Here is a 16,511-nt window from a genome sequence, read left to right on the forward strand (position 1 = left end):
TCAGCCTGGGCAACAACCTTGGTGAAGGCGTCGAACATTGATTAACTCCTGTTCTCGACGTGAGTCGGGGAGAGGGGATGAGGGGGAAGTGAATCAGGGAACCCAGGGGGCTGAGTACTGATCACGGAACCAACCGAGCAAGCAGACCGGAAGGCCGCCCCATCGCTTGGCCCGACCATTGTTGGACATGCCTATGGCTGTCATCAGATCTGCTTAACAAACGGTCATCGGAGAGCCCAGATCGACTGGCCTGCAATGGATCTCCCGAATGAGAGAAGGGTCGCAGGCGCGGCTCTCGCGCCGACAAACGCCAACAAAAAAGCCCCCTGCATGCAGGGGGCTAAAGGACGCGGCGATCAAACCGCTGGGTGCCTCAAAACTCAGTCGGCGTCGACGCCACCGCTGACCTGGACGCCGGTGATCTTGCCGCCCATGCGCTGAACCATGCGCATGGCTTCGTTCATCCGGGTGTAGGGCACGTTCATGACCACATCCGCAGTGCGGGAGTAGTCGTTGTTGGCCAGACCGGTCACGGTGAAGGACACCTGACGGTCGTTGCTGAAGCTGGTGCCGCGGTTGCCTGCAGAAACCTTCATCGGAATGCGGGGGTAATCAGATCAGAACAGGAACCGATCAGTTGACCGGAGTGATGCTGGCGATCCGGCCGCCCTCGCGGTGGATCTGCTGCTGGTACTGGAGCAGCTTGTTGAAAGGGATGAAGCGCACGCGGTTGCTGCGCTTGTGCAGGCGGTAGTTGTTGAAGCCTGCGATCTCCACGCGGAAGGTGCGACCCTCTTCGCCGGCACCGACGCCCTGGCGGGTGACGCCATCGGCGGTGACCTTGCGGAAGGCGTTGCCCTTGGCGTTGGGGCTCACGACGGGAACCGGCTGCTCGGCGTGAACGGAGGGGTTCAGGCGGGACTGGTTCTTGGTCAGATCACCCTTGACGGACGCAGCAGCGCCACGGGCGAGCTGCAGCATGTAAGAGAACTGCAGGCCCTGCTGGCCGACGGAGTAGTTCCAACCGTGCAGGTAGGGAACACCTTCCTCACCAAAGCGCTCCTGGTACTCGGCGCTATCCAGGTAAGAGTCGATCTCGGCTTCAAAACCCTGCTCCTGCAGGATCGTGAAGTGGTGCAGCATCTCAGCTTTGTTCTGGGGAGCGCGGCCCAGCAGATGCTTGAAGTTGAGCTCGATGAAGCGGTAAGCGTTCGTGCTCTCGAAGAACTTGGTGCGGTAGAGGCCACTCTTGGCCACCTGGCGCACAAATTCACGCACGCTCAGATAACCGCGCTTGAAGAGCGATTCAGGGCCCTCGAGACGCTCGCTGGCCATGACGTACTGGTTGCCGAGAACCTGCTGGTAGACAGCACGGATCAGAGCGGCCTTGTCGTCGCAGGAACCGGTGGTCCAGTTCTCATTGACGCGGTTGTTGGCGTAACGCTCGATGCCCAGATAGGCAGCGTTGGCAAGGGTCATGGGCTTGGGGTGCGTGCTGAGGGCGTGGTGACGCGCCGGTTGGCAACCTGCGCAAATTGATGCCAAGACCGGATCCTATGGGGGCCGTTTGCCATCCTCTAGCCCCTTTCAGAAACGTTACAAAAATCAGCCCTGGCGTCAGGGTGGAACGCCGATACCATCCGGCCAAATGCATTGCGTCCAGGGATGTCTGCCACTCCATCCACCGCCGCAGGTTCCGCAACGGAAGGCTCCATGCCCTTGCGGCTCAGCAGCCAGCTCGAGGCCCTGAGTCAAGTCGGAGAGACCCTGACCTTCCGCCTGCTTGAGCTGGAAGAGCGCTTGACAGCCATCGAAGCGCAGCTGGAGGAGCTCAGCACCAGCAGTGGCCCCGAGCTCCAGGCCAGCGACGCCGCCGAGATGCTGGCGGGAACCGAAGAGCGCATCGCCCGCCTGGAAGAGCTGCTAAGCGCCCCGCAACAACCGCAACGCCTCAACCTGGTGCGCCCCCTGGGGCACATGGATCCCCAAACAGAAAGCCCCTCCGCCGGCTTTGAGCCAGAGGAGGAGCAGCTGGATCACGATCCCTTCCCGCAGGACGAGGAACAACCCTTTATGGACGAGCTAATCGCCTGATCAGCCGGCTGCACCGGTGCTGAGCATCGACCCTGCCGAGGTCAGGATCACGCGCAGCACCTCGAGGCCGCCGATGGCCGCCAGAGCCAGCCAGGCCTTCTGCGCAAAGGCCGGAGGCTGACCGCCGGCCCAAGCCGCTGACATCTGACCGCCACTGAACTGGGCGCCGCCACCAGCAAATGGATTGGCTGGGGCACGGCGTGCGGAGATCTCACGCCAGTAGGCGTCGTAGCGAGGTGCCTGTTGGTTGAAAGGCATCTGGGCCTTGGCATGGCCGGCCAGGGCCCGTCCGCGCTGATAGGGAACCTCATCAAAGCCGAAGTTCTCCAGGTATTCCTGGGAGTCCAGCAGGGTGTTCACCAGGCCCTCAAGACCCTGGTTGGCAATCACGATTGACCAGGCAATGCGCTCTTGATCGCCGTTGACCTCACGGCCCAGGACCCGGCCGACCAACTGCTCCACCACCCGGTAGTTGCTGTTGCACTGGTAGAAGCCCTGCTGAAATTTGCGGGAGAGCAACAACCCGCGCACAAAGTCACGGACGGTGATGTCGCCATTGCGCAGTTGGCTCTCGAGCATCGGCTCGCGATCCACCTTGAAGGCATGGAACAGGATCTGGCGATAGGCACGCTCGATCTGTTCCTCCACATCCCCGTGGCTCCGTGGGGCTTCATCACCACCGATGGCGAAGTTGTCGACCCGGGCGTTCTGGGTAATCGGCTTCGGATCTAGCAGCGGTAATGCCATATCAAGGGAAAAAACCTCGCCGGCGAACCTATCGATGGGTTTTCGCTGAACGCACTGCGGCCGCGAAGATCACATACAGCTTCATTCCCCGCAATCAAGCTTCACCAACAAGCAGGTCTAGAGAGTGAGCCAGTCCGCGGGTAATTCAGCGCTGTAGTCCGCCACCCGTTCAAATTCAAACGGCCCCGCCAGGGAGCCCCAGAGCTGCTCATGGGTCTGAGGGTCATGGCCGCGATCAATGGTTCGCATGCCGCGCGCTCCCAGCTCAAAGCTGCTCACCAGATAGGAGGTCGCGCCTTTGCGCTCCACCAAACAGCGGCAGCCGGGCTCAACTTCTCCTTTGAAGCCCTCGGGGGTTTCCTCCACCACATAGGCACAGCCCTCCAGGGGAGTCAGATCAGCGGCGGTGATCTGAGCGCGGAGCTCCGCGTTATCGATCGCCCCCCAGAAGCGTTGGTCGTCGCGGATCGCCTGGTTGTGAATCACCAGACCATCGCCGCGCTGCTCAGCCTTCAGCACCCGCAACCGGTAGGGCGCCGCAGGGTTGATCGCATAGGACTGATCGAGCAGCAGAGAGCCCGGCTCCAGCTGGGGCAGCGGCCGGAACTTCACCAGGATGTGGGCGTAAAGCGGCGGGTTCTCGAAGGCCTGATGCTCGTTGCTGAACCCAGCACTCAATTGACGCAGAAGGCGGGCAAAGGGGCTGCTCATCAGCAACTGGTGGTTGCCGGGATCCTATGGGCTGCCGGCTAAAGGCCCAGGAGACGAATTCGAAAGTCAGCCACCTGGCTGGCCCGATCGGGGTTGCTCAACATGAAGGGGTGCTCACTGCACTCCGCGATGGCCTGCTGCTTTTTTTCGTCGGTGGACAGCCCCTCGTGGCGACCGGTCGACTGATGACGCTTCCAGGCCGCGTCAAAGACCATGCCAAAGCTGTCGGCGTTATCGAACAGCTCACCCGGCTTCTCAGGGATATGGATCGGCATGACAAGCGGACAAGCTGACGCTTGAAGGCTACGAGGTTGAAGATGCCAGGACCCAGATTTGAACTGGGGACACGGCGATTTTCAATCGCCTGCTCTACCAACTGAGCTATCCCGGCCCGTCGCTCGCGCGACCTGCGGATCTTAGATCACGGCCCCCCTCGGCTTCGGGGAGAAGGGCCATCTGGATCAGCCGTTTCAGGACTGCGGCATCGCCCGCAACATCGCCACCAGGGTGCGGTGGGCATCCTCACTGTCACTCAGGGTGTGATCGAAGCGAACTTCGACGCTGGTCCCGTCGACCTCCAACTCCATGGCCTCCGGACGGACAGCCACCATCCGCGCCGCCCCTGGGGCCTCGATGCCGCCGTAGTGGCGGGCGTAGGCCAGGACCGCCTCAGCGTGGTCGTCATTCATGTGCTTACAGATCCGATCACTCACGGCGGAGGTGAGAGGGTCAGCGGCCATCGGGATCCTGCGGATCGGCTGATTCTGAAGCCTGCCCTAGGCCCCTGCGAAGCGCTGCCAGAGCAGAAGACCCAGACGGATTCCCGAGAAGCCCACGTAGCCCGCCAGGATCACAAACAAGCCAATCGAGAGCCAGGAGGCGAGGCGTTCCTTCACGGGGGGCAGACAGCAGAGAGGGCCAGTCTGGCCATGCCCGAGGCCGCGCTGCACTGGGGCCGGTTCAGCACCGGAACCCCCAGGATGCGTTGACGGATCAGCCGCCACTGGGGATTGCGGGCCCCACCGCCCAAGCTGATCACTCGCTGAACCGGCTCAGCGCCTAGGCGCTGCAGGGCCGCCCAGCCCTGGGCCTCAATCCGTGCCAAACCCTCCAGCAATCCCTGCAGGTAGAGCGCATCGCTGATGGGCCGGGGCTCCAGGATCGGCTCCAGGGTCGGATCGTCCACCGGGAAGCGCTCGCCGGGCCGAGGCAGGGGCCGAAGCGCCAGGCCGCTGCTGGAGCGCGGATCAATCTGACGACTCAACTCAACGAGGAGGGCATCGGAGAAGAACTGGCGCAGGACCCCAGCCCCGGCATTGGAGGCGCCCCCCACGAGCCACCGGCCCGCCACCCGATGACAACTGATGCCAGGTCCCGCTAGCGGTTGCGCCGCAAATTGCTTGAGCACCAAGGTGGTGCCGAGCACCGTCACCCCATCACCGGGCTGGGGATCAGCCGCCAGTACCGCGGCATTGGCATCGGTGCTGCCCGCCACCACCTGGCACGGGGCCGGTAACCCCAGGGCGCTCTGGGCGTTCTGCGAGAGGGGCCCAAGGACCGCGCCGGAGCGCACCACCTCCGGCAGCGCCGCACTCCAGGGTTGCTCAGCAATGGCGCCTTGCCAGCACTGCCGGCCCAGGTCCCATCCCAGGCGGAGGTTGTTGCCTTCCTCGCCGAAGCGCCAGTCCCCAAGCAACCACCCGCTCAGCCAGTCGGCCTGATGACGCATCAGGAGGGAGCTAGAGCCACTCCCCTCGAGCAAGCGCAGCACCCGGGCCAGGCTGCCACTGGCACTGGCGGCTGGAGCAGAGGCGCTGCCCGCCAGCACGGCTGCCGCCGAGGCCTGCTCAGGGCAGGCCAGGAAATAGGGCAGGGCCTGGCCCCTGGGATCGCCATTGGCGGCGCAAGCCAGCACGGTGCCCGAGGTGCCATCGACCGCGACAGCGGCCACCCGATCACGCAGCTCTTGAGGCAACTCTGCGCAGAGGGAAACCACCCCCTCGCGCCAGCCCTGGGGGTCCTCAAAACAGCGGGGGTAGTTCGCAGATCGCTCCGCCAGCAGGGTGCCGGAGGGATCCATCAGTGCCAGACGCAGACCACTGGTACCCAGGTCAATCCCTAGGCCCAGGGGCTCACGGCTGGCTGCAATCAAGCGGCGGCAGCTTGCTTGAGGGTGGCAGCGACGGCCTCGACGTTCTCCCAGGGGAGGTTTAGGTCACTGCGGCCGAAGTGGCCGTAAGCGGCGACGTCCTGGTAGAAGTCTCCGCCGCGCTGCTGGGGCAGGTTGCGCAGGCCGAAGGTGTCGATGATCGCGCCGGGGCGCAGATCGAAGTTCTCCTGAACCAGGGCGGTGAGGGCGTCATTGCTGACCACGCCGGTGCCGAAGCTCTCAACCAGGATGCTGACCGGCTTGGCCACACCGATGGCATAGCTCAGCTGAACCTCAGCCTTGCGGGCCAGACCCGCGGCCACCAGGGCCTTTGCCACGTAGCGAGCGGCATAAGCCGCGGAGCGGTCCACCTTGGTGGGATCTTTGCCGGAGAAGGCACCACCGCCATGGCGGGCATAGCCGCCATAGGTGTCAACGATGATCTTGCGGCCGGTGAGACCGGCATCCCCTTGGGGACCACCGACCACGAACTTGCCGGTGGGGTTCACCAGGAAGCGGGTGCTCTCCTTAGAGGGCTTCAGGCTGAGGTCCGCGGTGGCGGGCTCCACCACATGGCTCCAGAGGTCCGCCGAGATGCGCTCACGGATGGCCTTCTCTTCGCTCACCCCATCGATCTCAGAGATGTGCTGGGTGGAGATCAAGATCGTGTCGATCGCCACGGGCTGGTCGTTCTCGTAAACGACGCTGACCTGGGTTTTGCCGTCAGGCAGCAGATAGGGGAGGGTGCCGTTGTGGCGCACCTCAGCCAGGCGCCGCGAGAGGCGGTGGGCCAGGCTGATGGGGAGCGGCATCAGCTCCGGGGTCTCGTTGCAGGCGAAACCAAACATGATTCCCTGGTCACCCGCACCGACCAGATCCAGGGGGTCACCGGCGTGGTCGTCGGCCTCGTTCACACCCTGGGCAATGTCCGGCGACTGCTGATCCAGGGCCACCAACACGGCACAGCTATTGGCATCGAAACCACCTGCGCGAGCGCCGGAGTAGCCGATCTTCTCGATCACACCGCGCACTAGGCCGATGTAATCGACCTTGGCGGTGGTGGTGACCTCACCAGTAATCAGGCAAAGCCCGGTGTTGACTACGGTTTCGCAGGCCACCCGGGACGCCGGGTCCTGAGCCAGCAGGGCGTCCAGCACCGCATCACTCACCTGGTCGCAGATCTTGTCGGGATGACCTTCGGTCACCGACTCCGAGGTGAAGACGTAACGACTCATTCCCGAGTGAAGCCACTAATGCGTAGGGGCCAACTTAGGGGAGCAACGCACGCTCAACTCACTCCAGGCATGCACCAACGGATGCGGCTCCGCCAAGGGCGGTGGCGTGCGCCAGGCCGCGGTGTAACCCAGAGCCAAGGGATGGGGAATCCCTGCAGCGACGGCCATGCGCAGATCACTGTTGGCGTCGCCGATCAGGGCGCAGCGGCGCGGTTCAACGCCGAGCTCTGCGCACAGCCCGTGGACCGCCGCCGGGTCGGGTTTGCGCGGTCGATGCTCGGCGCTCCAGAGCCCGCAGAAGTAATCCCGCAGTTCATGGGCCCTGAGGAAGTGCTCAATGCCGGCCATGTCGTCGTTGCTGATCACAGCGCAACGCACCCCGGCCAACCGCAACTGCTCAAGCCAAGGCAGAAGGCCCTCGGTCGTCGCGCTCGTGGGCAGCGGGGCATCCGTTGAGCGGCGGGCATCCACGGCATCAGCCTCGGCAAAGACCCGCTCACTGAGGGCCAGCGCCTCGGGCCAGCCCAGACCGACCTGAACCAAGGCGGTGGCCGTCGCGATCAGGTTGTGATCGCGGCTAGCCACCGCCGTGATCCCCGCGGGACAGACGGAATCGGCACGCAGGCCATAGGCCCGTTGCAGCAAATCCTTGAGCGGCTCACGCCGCTCGGAGCTGACCAGCTCCAGACAGAGAAAAACCCTGGCTTCCGCCAGGGTGAGTAGCTGGGGCTCACTGATGCTGAGGGTGCCGTCCTTGTCGAACAGCACCGCATCAATGGCTCCAAGCTCCGTGCCACGCAACAGGAGCTCAGCCATGGCTCAGCTTCACTCGTAAGCCATTTCGCCGTCTTCAGCCTGCTCAAGCAGCATCTGCTTGTAGCGAGCGGCCATTTCCTCAGCCTTCTCGAAGACCTTCTGGGGATCGGTGAGCATGTCACCGGGCTCGGGCTCGAGGGCTTTGGTCGAGAGGGAGATACGACCACGCTCGGCGTCGAGGTCGATGATCATGACCTTCATCTGGTCATTGACATTGAGGACCGTGTGAGGGGTCTCAATGTGCTCGTGGCTGATCTCGGAGATGTGCAGCAGGCCGCTGACACCGCCGATGTCGATGAAGGCGCCGTAGGGCTTGATGCCGCGGACGGTACCGATGACCACTTCGCCCACTTCCAGGCGGTTCATCTTGCGCTCCACCAGGGCGCGGCGATGGCTGAGGACGAGGCGGTTGCGCTCTTCGTCCACCTCAAGGAACTTCAGGGGCAGGAACTCAGCAACCAGCTCTTCCTTGGGCTTGCGGGTGCTGATATGGCTGCCGGGGATAAAGCCACGCAGACCTTCCACACGCACCAGTGCACCACCACGGTTGGTGGCAAACACTTCGCTGTAGATGGTGGCGTCTTCCTTCTGCAGCTGACGAACACGCTCCCAGGCGCGCTGGTACTCGATCCGGCGGATCGAAAGGGTGAGCTGACCGTCCTCGTTCTCTTCGCTGAGGATGAAGAACTCGCGCTCTTCGCCGGGCTCGAGCACATCGCTGATGTGCTCAACACGGTTGATCGACACCTCCTGCATGGGCATGAAGGCAGCGGTCTTGGCGCCGATGTCAATCATCGAGCCCTTGGGCTCGATGGCGAACACGGTGCCCTTCACCACGTCGCCAGGCTTGAAGTTGTAGTCGTACTTGCTCAGCAGCGACGCGAACTCATCCAGGGTGAAGCCAACGCCGTCGAGATCGCGGGCCACAGCACGGCTGCTGGGGTCGTCGGCGCTGGGCACCTCTTCCGGAATATCCAGATCGAGCTCAGCAGCAGCGTCAACCACGTCTTGATCGACAGCCTCAACGGCCACGTCGGTCTCGCTGGTGTTGAGATCGGAAGGGGTCACGGTCATGGAGAGTCGGCGGACTGCCCGAGGCAGCGCGAAGGAACCGATGCGTCAGCCGCCACCGACGCAGGGGAATCCAAAACTATAGAGGTCAGCTGCGGACGGGCCCTTCAGGCGTCTCTAACCAACCGCTGCCAAGGATTTGCCCTTGGGCTTGCGGTTCAGACCGTCCAAGGTGGCGACGAAATCGGCAACGCTCTGAAACTGGCGGTAGACCGAGGCAAACCGGATGTAGGCCACATCGCTCATCCCCGCCAGGTGCTGCAGGGCTAATTCGCCGATGTCCTTGCTGGAGACTTCGCGGCCCGTGCGCCCCTGAAGCTCCAACTCCAGTTCATCGACGACCAGCTCAAGACGGCTGGGCTCGAGTCCGGTTTTATCGCAAGCCCGCAGCAGTCCATGCAGCAACTTGCTGCGATTGAAGGCCTCACGATTCCCACTGCGCTTCAAGACCGTGATCGGTGCCGTCTCCACCCGCTCGTAGGTGGTGAAGCGGAACTCGCAGTTCAGGCACTCCCGACGGCGACGCACACTCCGGCCGGTGTCCGCGGAACGCGATTCGAGAACGCGGCTATCGGTGTGCTGACAGGAGGGGCACTGCATGCCCGAGATTCCGCCCGAGAAGATGCTCAAGTTTAGACAGAACAATTGCCTTTGAGAAGGGCTGCCGCAACTTGGGTCTTGCCAAGCAACAGGCCAACTCCCGCCGCGAGCCGATGAGACTCAGGTGTCAATCAAGATCCCGCCAAGTCGAAATGAGATTGCCTTAAGGGAAGCCACGGCGTTCAAGCAACAAAAAACCCCCGCTTTTGGCGGGGGTCGTTGAACTCCTGAGAGTCAAATCACTTGCCGATCTTCGGGGGATCGCGGAAGGCGATCGCGAAAAACAGGGTGGAGATGGCTAACGCCAGGATCAGGATGTAAGCGAAGCTTTCCATGAGTTACCTCCGAGGCGCTCAGCTGAGGGTGGTGCCTGCGGGGGGCACGTAGCCCTCCGGCAGACGACGGGTGGAACGGTCGCCCAGTTTCTGGAACAGACCGAACTCAACCTGCTCACCGAGATCGGGGTCGATACCGGCGAACACATCGCGGTAGAGGGTGCGAGCACCGTGCCAGATGTGACCGAAGAAGAACAGCAGCGCGAAGCAGGCGTGTCCGAAGGTGAACCAGCCGCGGGGTGAACTGCGGAAGGTGCCGTCAGAGTGATAGGTCTCACGGTCGAACTCGAAGGCTTCGCCGAGCTGGGCCTTACGAGCCAGGCGCTTCACGTCAGCAGGATCGGTGAAGGTCTGACCGTTGAGGGCGCCGCCGTAGACGGTTGCGGTCACGCCGGTCTGCTCGAAGGAGTACTTCGCTTCAGCGCGGCGGAAAGGAATGTCAGCGCGGACGATGCCCTGGCTGTCTTCCAGAACCACAGGGAAGTTCTCGAAGAAGTTGGGCAGACGACGCACCTCGAGATCACGACCCTGGCTATCGGTGAAGGACACGTGTCCAAGCCAGCCGGTGGGCAGGCCATCACCATTCACCATCGGACCCACGCGGAACAGGCCGCCTTTGGCAGGGCTGTTGCCGACGTAGTCGTAGAAGGCGAGCTTCTCAGGAATCTGGGCGTAGGCCTGTTCCTTGGTGGCACCGTTGTCCAGAGCGGTCTGAACGCGGCGGTTGATCTCGGTCTTGAAGTAACCCTGGTCCCACTGGTAGCGGGTCGGGCCAAAGAGTTCGATCGGGGTCGCTGCAGCGCCGTACCACATGGTTCCGGCCACAATGAATGCGGCAAAGAACACAGCGGCAATGGCGCTGGCGAGAACGGTCTCGATGTTGCCCATCCGAAGAGCCTTGTAGAGGCGCTCGGGCGGACGGGTGGTGATGTGGAAGATGCCGGCAATGATGCCGACGATGCCTGCGGCGATGTGGTGGGCAACGATGCCACCGGGGTTGAAGGGGTTGAAGCCCTCAGGTCCCCAAGAGGGTTGAACCGCTTCAAGGTGGCCGGTGACGCCGTAGGGGTCAGAGACCCACATACCGGGGCCGAACACACCGGTCAGGTGGAACGCACCAAAACCAAAGCAGCCAAGGCCAGCCAGCAGCAGGTGGATGCCGAAGATCTTGGGGAGGTCCAGAGCAGGCTCGCCAGTGCGAGGGTCCTGCCAGATCTCCAGATCCCAGTAGGTCCAGTGCCAGATGGCGGCCAGCATCAAGAGGCCACTAAAAACGATGTGAGCAGCTGCCACACCTTCGAAGCTCCAGAAGCCGGGGTCAACACCGGTGGCACCGGTGATGCTCCAGCCGCCCCAGCTATCCGTCACGCCCAGGCGAGCCATGAACGGCATGACGAACATGCCCTGGCGCCACATGGGGTTGAGCACCGGGTCGGAGGGATCGAAGATGGCCAGCTCATAGAGCGCCATGGAGCCGGCCCAGCCAGCAACCAAGGCAGTGTGCATGAGGTGCACGGCGAGCAAACGGCCCGGGTCGTTAATCACGACCGTGTGCACCCGATACCAGGGCAATCCCATGGGGGTCAGGTCCGAGGAAACAATCCAGCCTTCCGCTTCAGAAAACCGAAATCGGAAGTCAGCGCGATCAGGGGTTGCCAGCGAAAGCCAGCAGACACTTGATCCGTGCTCGCGATCGTAAGGGGTTCAGATGACGGAACGTTTTGATCGCCGCCGAGCTGAAACGTGCCGTGACGGGAAAACGACGCTGGGGCCCAAAGGCGTGGCCCCACCCGCGGCGGCGCGGTTACAAATCGCAATCCATTCCCTCAGAATGGAGGAATTCCGAACCTCCAGCCATGCCCGTCATTCGTTTTGTTCGCGAGGGGCGGGATGTGGAGTGCTATCCGGGCGAGAACCTGCGCGAGGTCGCCCTGCGCGAGGGACTTGAGCTCTATGGCCTGAAAGGACAGCTCGGGAACTGCGGCGGCTGCGGGCAGTGCATCACCTGTTTTGTTGATGTGGTGGGCGAAAGCAGTCCCGGCAGCCTCAGTGGCCGGACCGCCGTCGAGGAGCAGAAACTGCGCCGCCGTCCCCAGACCTGGCGCCTGGCCTGCCAAACCCTGGTCCAACAATCGGTGCTGGTGCTGACCCGGCCCCAGGTGCGTTTTGGGGACGCCGAGGCGCGCATCGCTGCGGCCAAAGCCAGCCCTCTACCCGCCGGACCCACGGCCTGGCCCGAGCCGGAGCCCCAAGACGAGGACAGCCTGGAATCCGCTGAGGACGCCGAAAGCACAACGAGGGATGAAGAGGCCTGATCAAGCCCCGTTGGCGGTGATACGGTCACCGAGCTCAAGACTTTTGCGATGGAAACCAACGACCTCGGCTTCGTCGCCAGCCTGATGTTCGTGCTGGTTCCGACGGTGTTCCTGATTGTTCTGTACATCCAGACCAGCAGCCGCCAGAGCTGACCGCTCCAGTTCAATGGTTCCGAAAAACCCTGGACGCATCCATGTGATGCATCCGGGGTTTTCTTTGTCTCAGTTCTGAATCAGTAGCAGAACAGCGAAAACCCCCTAGGGCCTTTAGTCCTGGGGGGTTTCTTCTTACTCGAGTCAGCCGCGACTGCAGGCGGCTACTGACGCCCTTCGGGTTCGCGCACCAGAAGAACCGGAGCCGGTGCATGGACCCTGATGTAGTCACTCACCGAGGACCCGAGCAGACGATCGATATCGACCAGCCCGCGGGCCACCAGGGGACGACGGTCCTGCGAAGCAATCACGACCAAGTCAGCCTTGTGCTCTTCAGCGGCCTGACAGAAGCCGCGTCCGATGTCACCGGTGCCGTGGATCGCCTTCATCTCCACACCAAAGCCGCGGGCGCGCTGGACAGCCTTATCGAGCAACTCGTCGGCAGGGGTTGAACCGCCACGGGACGGCGCGATGTCCTGGCGGCTGATGTGAACGCCGAGCAGGCTGCTGCCGGGCACATCGCGCACTAATTCACAGGCCAGCTTCAGGGCATCGTCGCCAACGCCAGTGCCATCGATCGCCACCATCACGCGGTTGATGTGACGGACATAAAGGTCGTCACGCACCAGCAACATCGGGCGAGTCGAGAGCTGGAAGACGTACTGGCTGGCGCTGTTGCTCAGGATCGACTGGAGCCGGCCCAGGCCCCGCGAGCCCATCACGATCAGGTCGGCATCAAGCTCATCGGCCACCTTCAAGACCGTTTGCTTGGTGTCGCCCTGGCGAATGATCGTGTTGACCTCCGAAGGATTCAGCCCCAGCCGCTGAACGGCTTCAGCAACAATTCCAGCGGCTTTTTGGGAGTGCTCGGCGTAGTCCTGACCAGCCTGCTCAGCGACGACATGGAGCAGATTGATGCGGGCCTGACGCACGGTTGGAATGTCGCGCAGCATGCGCACCATTTCCTCAACGTGACCTTTGCCTGAATCGGCGATCAGAAGATTGCGAAACACATCCCAGGAGCGCGTTGGGGCAGCCTATGGCTGAATTGCGCGCAACCTCGACTTGTGCCAGAGACCGTGACGGAGCAGCAACATGACCGCCCCTGGCGCCTCAAGCGCTCGGTCCTGCCGCAACACACCGACCATGCCGGAGTGATGTGGCATGGCAGCTACTTGGCCTGGCTTGAGGAAGCCCGGGTCGAAGCCCTCCGTCAGGCGGGACTGGCCTACAGCGCCCTCTCTGAGCGCGGCCTGGAACTGCCAGTTGTCTCACTGCAGATCGATTACCGCCAAGCCCTCCTTCATGGCGAGCACGTACAAGTGCTGAGCTGGGTTCTGCCGCAACAGGGGGTCAAGCTGCCCTGGCGCAGCCAGTTCATCAAGACGGACGGCAGCGTCGCCGCCGAGGCGCGCGTGGAGCTGGTCCTGGTGGACCTCAGCCAAGGCCCAGGGCAGCGGCGGTTGCTGCGCAGGGCACCTGAAGATCTGCGCGAGGCCCTCGCGCAACTCAGGGCAGGCCCAGGACCAGACTCAACCGTCTCGCTATAGTACAGACGTACTGCAGCGATTCAGGTGGGTCAGCTCGTTCATGCCCCCTTCTGCGCCAGCCAGGAGCGAGGGCGGCCCCTCAGGATCCACTCGGGGGAGACCTCCCGGCTCTGGCGATCGATCTGGAGCCGCTGTCCCGGTGTGGGCCGGCGGCGGCTGGAGCAACTCGAAGGCCTGTTTGGAAGCCTGCATGAGGCTTGGCAGGCAACCGGCCAAGAGCTGGAACACGCCCTGAGCGGAACGCAGATCAACGCCAGAGTTCTGCAGCGCATCGAGCTCTATCGCCAACAGCTCGGGCCAGCCCCCCTGAGCGATCCACCCACCCCCAATGAACGGCGTCGGTGGGGCGGCCAGCGCTGCCTCATGCCTGGAGATCCCGCTTTTCCACGGACTTTGGGTGAGATCGATCAACCCCCTCTGGCCCTGCATTGGGCCGGGCAAGGGAGCATCTGGGCTCCGCTGCGGCAGCGCCGAGCCGTTGCTGTCCTCGGAACCCGGCGCCCGTCGAAACATGGGCTCGCCATGGCCCAGGCCATTGGCCGAGCCCTAGCGCAGGCGGGATGGCCGGTGGTGGCTGGGCTATCGGAGGGCATTCAGGCGGCGGCCCATCAAAGCTGCCTCCAGGCGGGTGGAACGCCGGTGGCTGTCCTTGGAACACCGATCAATCAGTCATCGCCACGGGGGTTGGCCGGGTTGCAACAGGACATCTCAGCCCAGGGGCTGTTGCTCTCCGAATGGCCTGAGGGGACGGCATCACGGGCTGCCCATTTCGGCTTGAGACAACGGCTGGAGGTGGGCCTGGTGCAGGCCCTGGTCCTGATCGAATGCCCGCAGCAGAGCGCAGCACTCCACGCTGCGGAGTTGGGCTGGGCGCAAGGGATTCCACTTTGGGTCGTCCCCGCCGATGCCGGACGCAGCACTGCGGCAGGCAGCAATCGCCTGCTGGCCAGAGGGGCAACGCCCCTGCTGGATCCAGCGGACCTGGTCAAGCATCTGGGATGTGGGCCGAGGAGCAAGCCGGTTCGGCCGCCGATGCCAAGGGCGCACGCGACGTTGATGCAGCGCGAAGCGGCCCTCATGGGAGCCCTCGGTCAGGGTGCAACGCTTGAGCAGCTCTGCCATTCACTGCGGCTGAGCCCGGTGGGAATCAGTCAACGGCTGCTGCAACTGGAGCTGGCCGGATTGGTGCGCAGCGCTCCGGGGCTGTGGTGGCATCCCTGCTGAGACAGGGCTTCATAGGCTGATCCAATGGCTGAGTTGCTCACGGCTAAGGCAGTGCTGAGCTGGAGGCAGGCGATGCTCGGCCAGGGAGGCGAGAGCAGCGCGCTCGATTGGCTACTCGATCTCAAGGGCGGGCTGCGCTGGCAGCAGTTACAGGCGCTCAGGCTTTACCCCGAATCCGAGATTGTGCTGGAGCAGGACCTCGGCACGCTCGAGCAGATCTGGAGTCAACACCTCGAGCAGGCCATCCCCCTTCAGTACCTCGTTGGCCGCTGTCCCTGGAGGGACATCGAACTCGAAGTCGCACCAGGCGTGCTGATCCCTCGGCAAGAAACTGAAGTGCTGGTTGATCTGGCCTTGGACTGTGCCAAGGACGATCAAATGGCTGCCCCGCGCTGGGCGGACCTCGGCACTGGCTCAGGCTGCATCGCCATCGCTCTGGCGAAGGGACTGCCAAACGGCCAGGGGTTCGCCGTCGATCGTTCTGCCGAGGCGCTGCATCAGGCAGAGAGGAACGCCAAAGAGATCCTGGAGTCAACCTGCCTGGACTTCAGAGAAGGTGACTGGTGGGACGCGATCCGAGATCAGTGGGGCCAGCTGGATCTGGTGGTGAGCAACCCGCCCTACATCCCGGCTGCGGTCTGGGCGCAGCTCGAACATGTGGTGCGTGAGCACGAGCCCGAACTTGCACTCAATGGGGGCAGCGATGGCTTGGAGGCCCTGCGAACCATTGCTGCAGGAGCAGCACTTGGCCTGACGCCAGGCGGATGGCTACTGCTTGAGCATCACTACGACCAGAGCAGGGCTGTACTGGAGTTGCTTGAAGCGGCTGGACTGGTGAATGTGCAGGCCCACAAAGACCTTGAGGGGGTGCAGCGCTTCGCCAAGGCTCAGCGGCCACTCCAACCAGAGCAGAACTGGCCATGAACCAATCCCTTGAGGCCGGTCAATTCGCCGCTTTACTTCAACAAGGCCAAGCCGGGGTCTTCCCGACGGACACCCTGCCGGCGCTGGCCACCGTGCCAGAGCACGCCTCGCTGCTCTGGACGATCAAGGAGCGGCCTCAAAACAAGCCAGTGATCCTAATGGGTGCTGATGCTGAACAGCTCTTCAGCAACCTGGGGATGACGCCTGAACCGAACTGGTTGCGGCTAATCGAACTGCACTGGCCCGGAGCCCTGACGCTGGTGGTACCGGCTAAAGGGGCAGTGCTGGAACGACTCAATCCGGGGGGGGCAGCCCTAGGCCTTCGCGTTCCGGCCTGCGAGCAGGCCCGAGACCTGCTGCGATTGAGCGGACCCCTCGCCACCACGAGCACCAATCGCTCGGGAGAAGACCCCTGCACAAGCGCTGAAGAGGTGCAGGCGCGATTCCCCCAGTTGCTCCGCTTGGCCCCCGAACCCTGGCCAGCGCCCTCGGGGCAGGCCAGCACAGTGATCGCACTGGAGCCAGGCGGCTGTTGGCGCTTGCTGCGCGCTGGTGCTGTGATGCCCCAAGAGCTCCTGAGCTAAGCG

At 63.4% G+C, this 16,511-nt stretch carries 21 protein-coding genes and 1 tRNA gene; 7 read left to right on the forward strand and 15 right to left on the reverse strand.

The window, feature by feature from the left end:
* Positions 1–380: 380 nt before the first annotated feature.
* Both ACXIQ9_RS11510 and ACXIQ9_RS11515 read right to left on the reverse strand, forming a co-directional pair.
* Complete coding sequence (locus ACXIQ9_RS11510; protein WP_459016728.1) at positions 381–596, reverse strand: phycobilisome linker polypeptide; 216 nt, start codon at positions 594–596, stop codon at positions 381–383.
* A gap of 37 nt (positions 597–633) precedes the next feature.
* A complete protein-coding gene (locus tag ACXIQ9_RS11515) occupies positions 634–1,479 on the reverse strand; it encodes a phycobilisome linker polypeptide (RefSeq protein ID WP_247476221.1) in 846 nt (281 codons plus the stop codon).
* 186 nt (positions 1,480–1,665) lie between these two features.
* Here ACXIQ9_RS11515 and ACXIQ9_RS11520 point away from each other — a divergent pair, with 186 nt between their 5' ends.
* Positions 1,666–2,094, forward strand: coding sequence for a hypothetical protein (locus tag ACXIQ9_RS11520; protein WP_459016729.1), 429 nt, complete (start codon positions 1,666–1,668; stop codon positions 2,092–2,094).
* Here the strand turns inward: ACXIQ9_RS11520 and ACXIQ9_RS11525 are convergent, their stop codons facing one another.
* The 12 genes from ACXIQ9_RS11525 to psbB form a co-directional block, all read right to left on the reverse strand.
* Positions 2,095–2,841, reverse strand: coding sequence for a phycobilisome rod-core linker polypeptide (locus tag ACXIQ9_RS11525; RefSeq protein WP_424163903.1), 747 nt, complete (start codon positions 2,839–2,841; stop codon positions 2,095–2,097).
* 117 nt (positions 2,842–2,958) lie between these two features.
* Positions 2,959–3,552 carry a chromophore lyase CpcT/CpeT gene (locus ACXIQ9_RS11530; protein ID WP_424163904.1) on the reverse strand — a complete coding sequence of 198 codons (594 nt, stop codon included), beginning with the start codon at positions 3,550–3,552 and terminating at the stop codon, positions 2,959–2,961.
* Positions 3,553–3,590: 38 nt separating this feature from the next.
* Positions 3,591–3,827, reverse strand: coding sequence for a hypothetical protein (locus tag ACXIQ9_RS11535; protein WP_247476226.1), 237 nt, complete (start codon positions 3,825–3,827; stop codon positions 3,591–3,593).
* A gap of 43 nt (positions 3,828–3,870) precedes the next feature.
* Positions 3,871–3,943: transfer RNA gene (locus tag ACXIQ9_RS11540), tRNA-Phe, on the reverse strand.
* Positions 3,944–4,022: 79 nt separating this feature from the next.
* On the reverse strand, positions 4,023–4,292 hold the full coding sequence (locus ACXIQ9_RS11545; RefSeq protein WP_459016730.1) for a DUF2470 domain-containing protein: 270 nt from the start codon (positions 4,290–4,292) through the stop codon (positions 4,023–4,025).
* A 152-nt stretch (positions 4,293–4,444) separates the two neighbouring features.
* A complete protein-coding gene (locus ACXIQ9_RS11550) occupies positions 4,445–5,704 on the reverse strand; it encodes an FGGY-family carbohydrate kinase (protein WP_459016731.1) in 1,260 nt (419 codons plus the stop codon).
* Positions 5,701–6,936, reverse strand: coding sequence for a methionine adenosyltransferase (gene metK / locus ACXIQ9_RS11555; RefSeq protein ID WP_459016732.1), 1,236 nt, complete (start codon positions 6,934–6,936; stop codon positions 5,701–5,703). The genes ACXIQ9_RS11550 and metK overlap by 4 nt, the downstream gene beginning before the upstream one ends.
* A gap of 15 nt (positions 6,937–6,951) precedes the next feature.
* Positions 6,952–7,752, reverse strand: coding sequence for an HAD family hydrolase (locus ACXIQ9_RS11560; protein WP_459016733.1), 801 nt, complete (start codon positions 7,750–7,752; stop codon positions 6,952–6,954).
* A gap of 9 nt (positions 7,753–7,761) precedes the next feature.
* Positions 7,762–8,826: a 30S ribosomal protein S1 gene (locus ACXIQ9_RS11565; RefSeq protein ID WP_010314689.1), complete on the reverse strand. Its 1,065-nt coding sequence runs from the start codon at positions 8,824–8,826 to the stop codon at positions 7,762–7,764.
* 114 nt (positions 8,827–8,940) lie between these two features.
* The gene (gene nrdR / locus ACXIQ9_RS11570) at positions 8,941–9,423 is read right to left on the reverse strand and encodes a transcriptional regulator NrdR (protein ID WP_010314686.1); all 483 of its coding nucleotides are present in this window, start codon (positions 9,421–9,423) and stop codon (positions 8,941–8,943) included.
* A 239-nt stretch (positions 9,424–9,662) separates the two neighbouring features.
* Positions 9,663–9,758 (reverse strand): photosystem II reaction center protein T, encoded by a 96-nt coding sequence (locus tag ACXIQ9_RS11575; protein WP_010314684.1) that lies wholly within the window; start codon positions 9,756–9,758, stop codon positions 9,663–9,665.
* An 18-nt stretch (positions 9,759–9,776) separates the two neighbouring features.
* On the reverse strand, positions 9,777–11,336 hold the full coding sequence (gene psbB / locus ACXIQ9_RS11580; RefSeq protein ID WP_010314680.1) for a photosystem II chlorophyll-binding protein CP47: 1,560 nt from the start codon (positions 11,334–11,336) through the stop codon (positions 9,777–9,779).
* Between the two features lie 278 nt (positions 11,337–11,614).
* Between psbB and ACXIQ9_RS11585 the strand changes: the two genes are divergently transcribed.
* Entirely contained in the window at positions 11,615–12,073 is a 459-nt protein-coding gene (locus ACXIQ9_RS11585) for a 2Fe-2S iron-sulfur cluster-binding protein (RefSeq protein ID WP_247476233.1), read from the forward strand.
* 48 nt (positions 12,074–12,121) lie between these two features.
* Entirely contained in the window at positions 12,122–12,226 is a 105-nt protein-coding gene (gene psbM, locus ACXIQ9_RS11590; protein WP_010314676.1) for a photosystem II reaction center protein PsbM, read from the forward strand.
* 164 nt (positions 12,227–12,390) lie between these two features.
* On the opposite strand, the gene ACXIQ9_RS11595 is transcribed toward psbM, so the two are convergent.
* A complete protein-coding gene (locus ACXIQ9_RS11595) occupies positions 12,391–13,239 on the reverse strand; it encodes a universal stress protein (protein ID WP_247476235.1) in 849 nt (282 codons plus the stop codon).
* A gap of 66 nt (positions 13,240–13,305) precedes the next feature.
* Between ACXIQ9_RS11595 and ACXIQ9_RS11600 the strand changes: the two genes are divergently transcribed.
* Genes ACXIQ9_RS11600 through ACXIQ9_RS11615 form a run of 4 tightly spaced genes read left to right on the forward strand, consistent with a single transcriptional unit; the run spans position 13,306 to position 16,508 of the window.
* On the forward strand, positions 13,306–13,776 hold the full coding sequence (locus tag ACXIQ9_RS11600) for an acyl-CoA thioesterase (protein WP_247476237.1): 471 nt from the start codon (positions 13,306–13,308) through the stop codon (positions 13,774–13,776).
* Between the two features lie 24 nt (positions 13,777–13,800).
* Positions 13,801–15,000: a DNA-processing protein DprA gene (locus ACXIQ9_RS11605; protein ID WP_459016734.1), complete on the forward strand. Its 1,200-nt coding sequence runs from the start codon at positions 13,801–13,803 to the stop codon at positions 14,998–15,000.
* A 24-nt stretch (positions 15,001–15,024) separates the two neighbouring features.
* Complete coding sequence (prmC, locus tag ACXIQ9_RS11610) at positions 15,025–15,924, forward strand: peptide chain release factor N(5)-glutamine methyltransferase (RefSeq protein ID WP_459016735.1); 900 nt, start codon at positions 15,025–15,027, stop codon at positions 15,922–15,924.
* The gene (locus ACXIQ9_RS11615; protein ID WP_459016736.1) at positions 15,921–16,508 is read left to right on the forward strand and encodes an L-threonylcarbamoyladenylate synthase; all 588 of its coding nucleotides are present in this window, start codon (positions 15,921–15,923) and stop codon (positions 16,506–16,508) included. Before prmC ends, ACXIQ9_RS11615 begins: the two co-directional genes overlap by 4 nt.
* The last annotated feature ends 3 nt before the right edge of the window (positions 16,509–16,511 follow it).

This window comes from Synechococcus sp. LTW-G (assembly GCF_054459035.1).

What these genes read in the sequence shown, in the direction of transcription:
- prmC (WP_459016735.1), top strand. Translation starts at nt 15,025, where the DNA reads ATGGCTGAGTTGCTCACGGCTAAGGCAGTGCTGAGCTGGAGGCAGGCG.
- ACXIQ9_RS11515 (WP_247476221.1), bottom strand. Translation starts at nt 1,479, where the DNA reads ATGACCCTTGCCAACGCTGCCTATCTGGGCATCGAGCGTTACGCCAAC.
- ACXIQ9_RS11560 (WP_459016733.1), bottom strand. Translation starts at nt 7,752, where the DNA reads ATGGCTGAGCTCCTGTTGCGTGGCACGGAGCTTGGAGCCATTGATGCG.
- psbM (WP_010314676.1), top strand. Translation starts at nt 12,122, where the DNA reads ATGGAAACCAACGACCTCGGCTTCGTCGCCAGCCTGATGTTCGTGCTG.
- ACXIQ9_RS11565 (WP_010314689.1), bottom strand. Translation starts at nt 8,826, where the DNA reads ATGACCGTGACCCCTTCCGATCTCAACACCAGCGAGACCGACGTGGCC.
- ACXIQ9_RS11575 (WP_010314684.1), bottom strand. Translation starts at nt 9,758, where the DNA reads ATGGAAAGCTTCGCTTACATCCTGATCCTGGCGTTAGCCATCTCCACC.
- ACXIQ9_RS11535 (WP_247476226.1), bottom strand. Translation starts at nt 3,827, where the DNA reads ATGCCGATCCATATCCCTGAGAAGCCGGGTGAGCTGTTCGATAACGCC.
- metK (WP_459016732.1), bottom strand. Translation starts at nt 6,936, where the DNA reads ATGAGTCGTTACGTCTTCACCTCGGAGTCGGTGACCGAAGGTCATCCC.
- ACXIQ9_RS11530 (WP_424163904.1), bottom strand. Translation starts at nt 3,552, where the DNA reads ATGAGCAGCCCCTTTGCCCGCCTTCTGCGTCAATTGAGTGCTGGGTTC.
- nrdR (WP_010314686.1), bottom strand. Translation starts at nt 9,423, where the DNA reads ATGCAGTGCCCCTCCTGTCAGCACACCGATAGCCGCGTTCTCGAATCG.
- ACXIQ9_RS11615 (WP_459016736.1), top strand. Translation starts at nt 15,921, where the DNA reads ATGAACCAATCCCTTGAGGCCGGTCAATTCGCCGCTTTACTTCAACAA.
- psbB (WP_010314680.1), bottom strand. Translation starts at nt 11,336, where the DNA reads ATGGGATTGCCCTGGTATCGGGTGCACACGGTCGTGATTAACGACCCG.
- ACXIQ9_RS11545 (WP_459016730.1), bottom strand. Translation starts at nt 4,292, where the DNA reads ATGGCCGCTGACCCTCTCACCTCCGCCGTGAGTGATCGGATCTGTAAG.
- ACXIQ9_RS11585 (WP_247476233.1), top strand. Translation starts at nt 11,615, where the DNA reads ATGCCCGTCATTCGTTTTGTTCGCGAGGGGCGGGATGTGGAGTGCTAT.
- ACXIQ9_RS11510 (WP_459016728.1), bottom strand. Translation starts at nt 596, where the DNA reads ATGAAGGTTTCTGCAGGCAACCGCGGCACCAGCTTCAGCAACGACCGT.
- ACXIQ9_RS11525 (WP_424163903.1), bottom strand. Translation starts at nt 2,841, where the DNA reads ATGGCATTACCGCTGCTAGATCCGAAGCCGATTACCCAGAACGCCCGG.
- ACXIQ9_RS11520 (WP_459016729.1), top strand. Translation starts at nt 1,666, where the DNA reads ATGTCTGCCACTCCATCCACCGCCGCAGGTTCCGCAACGGAAGGCTCC.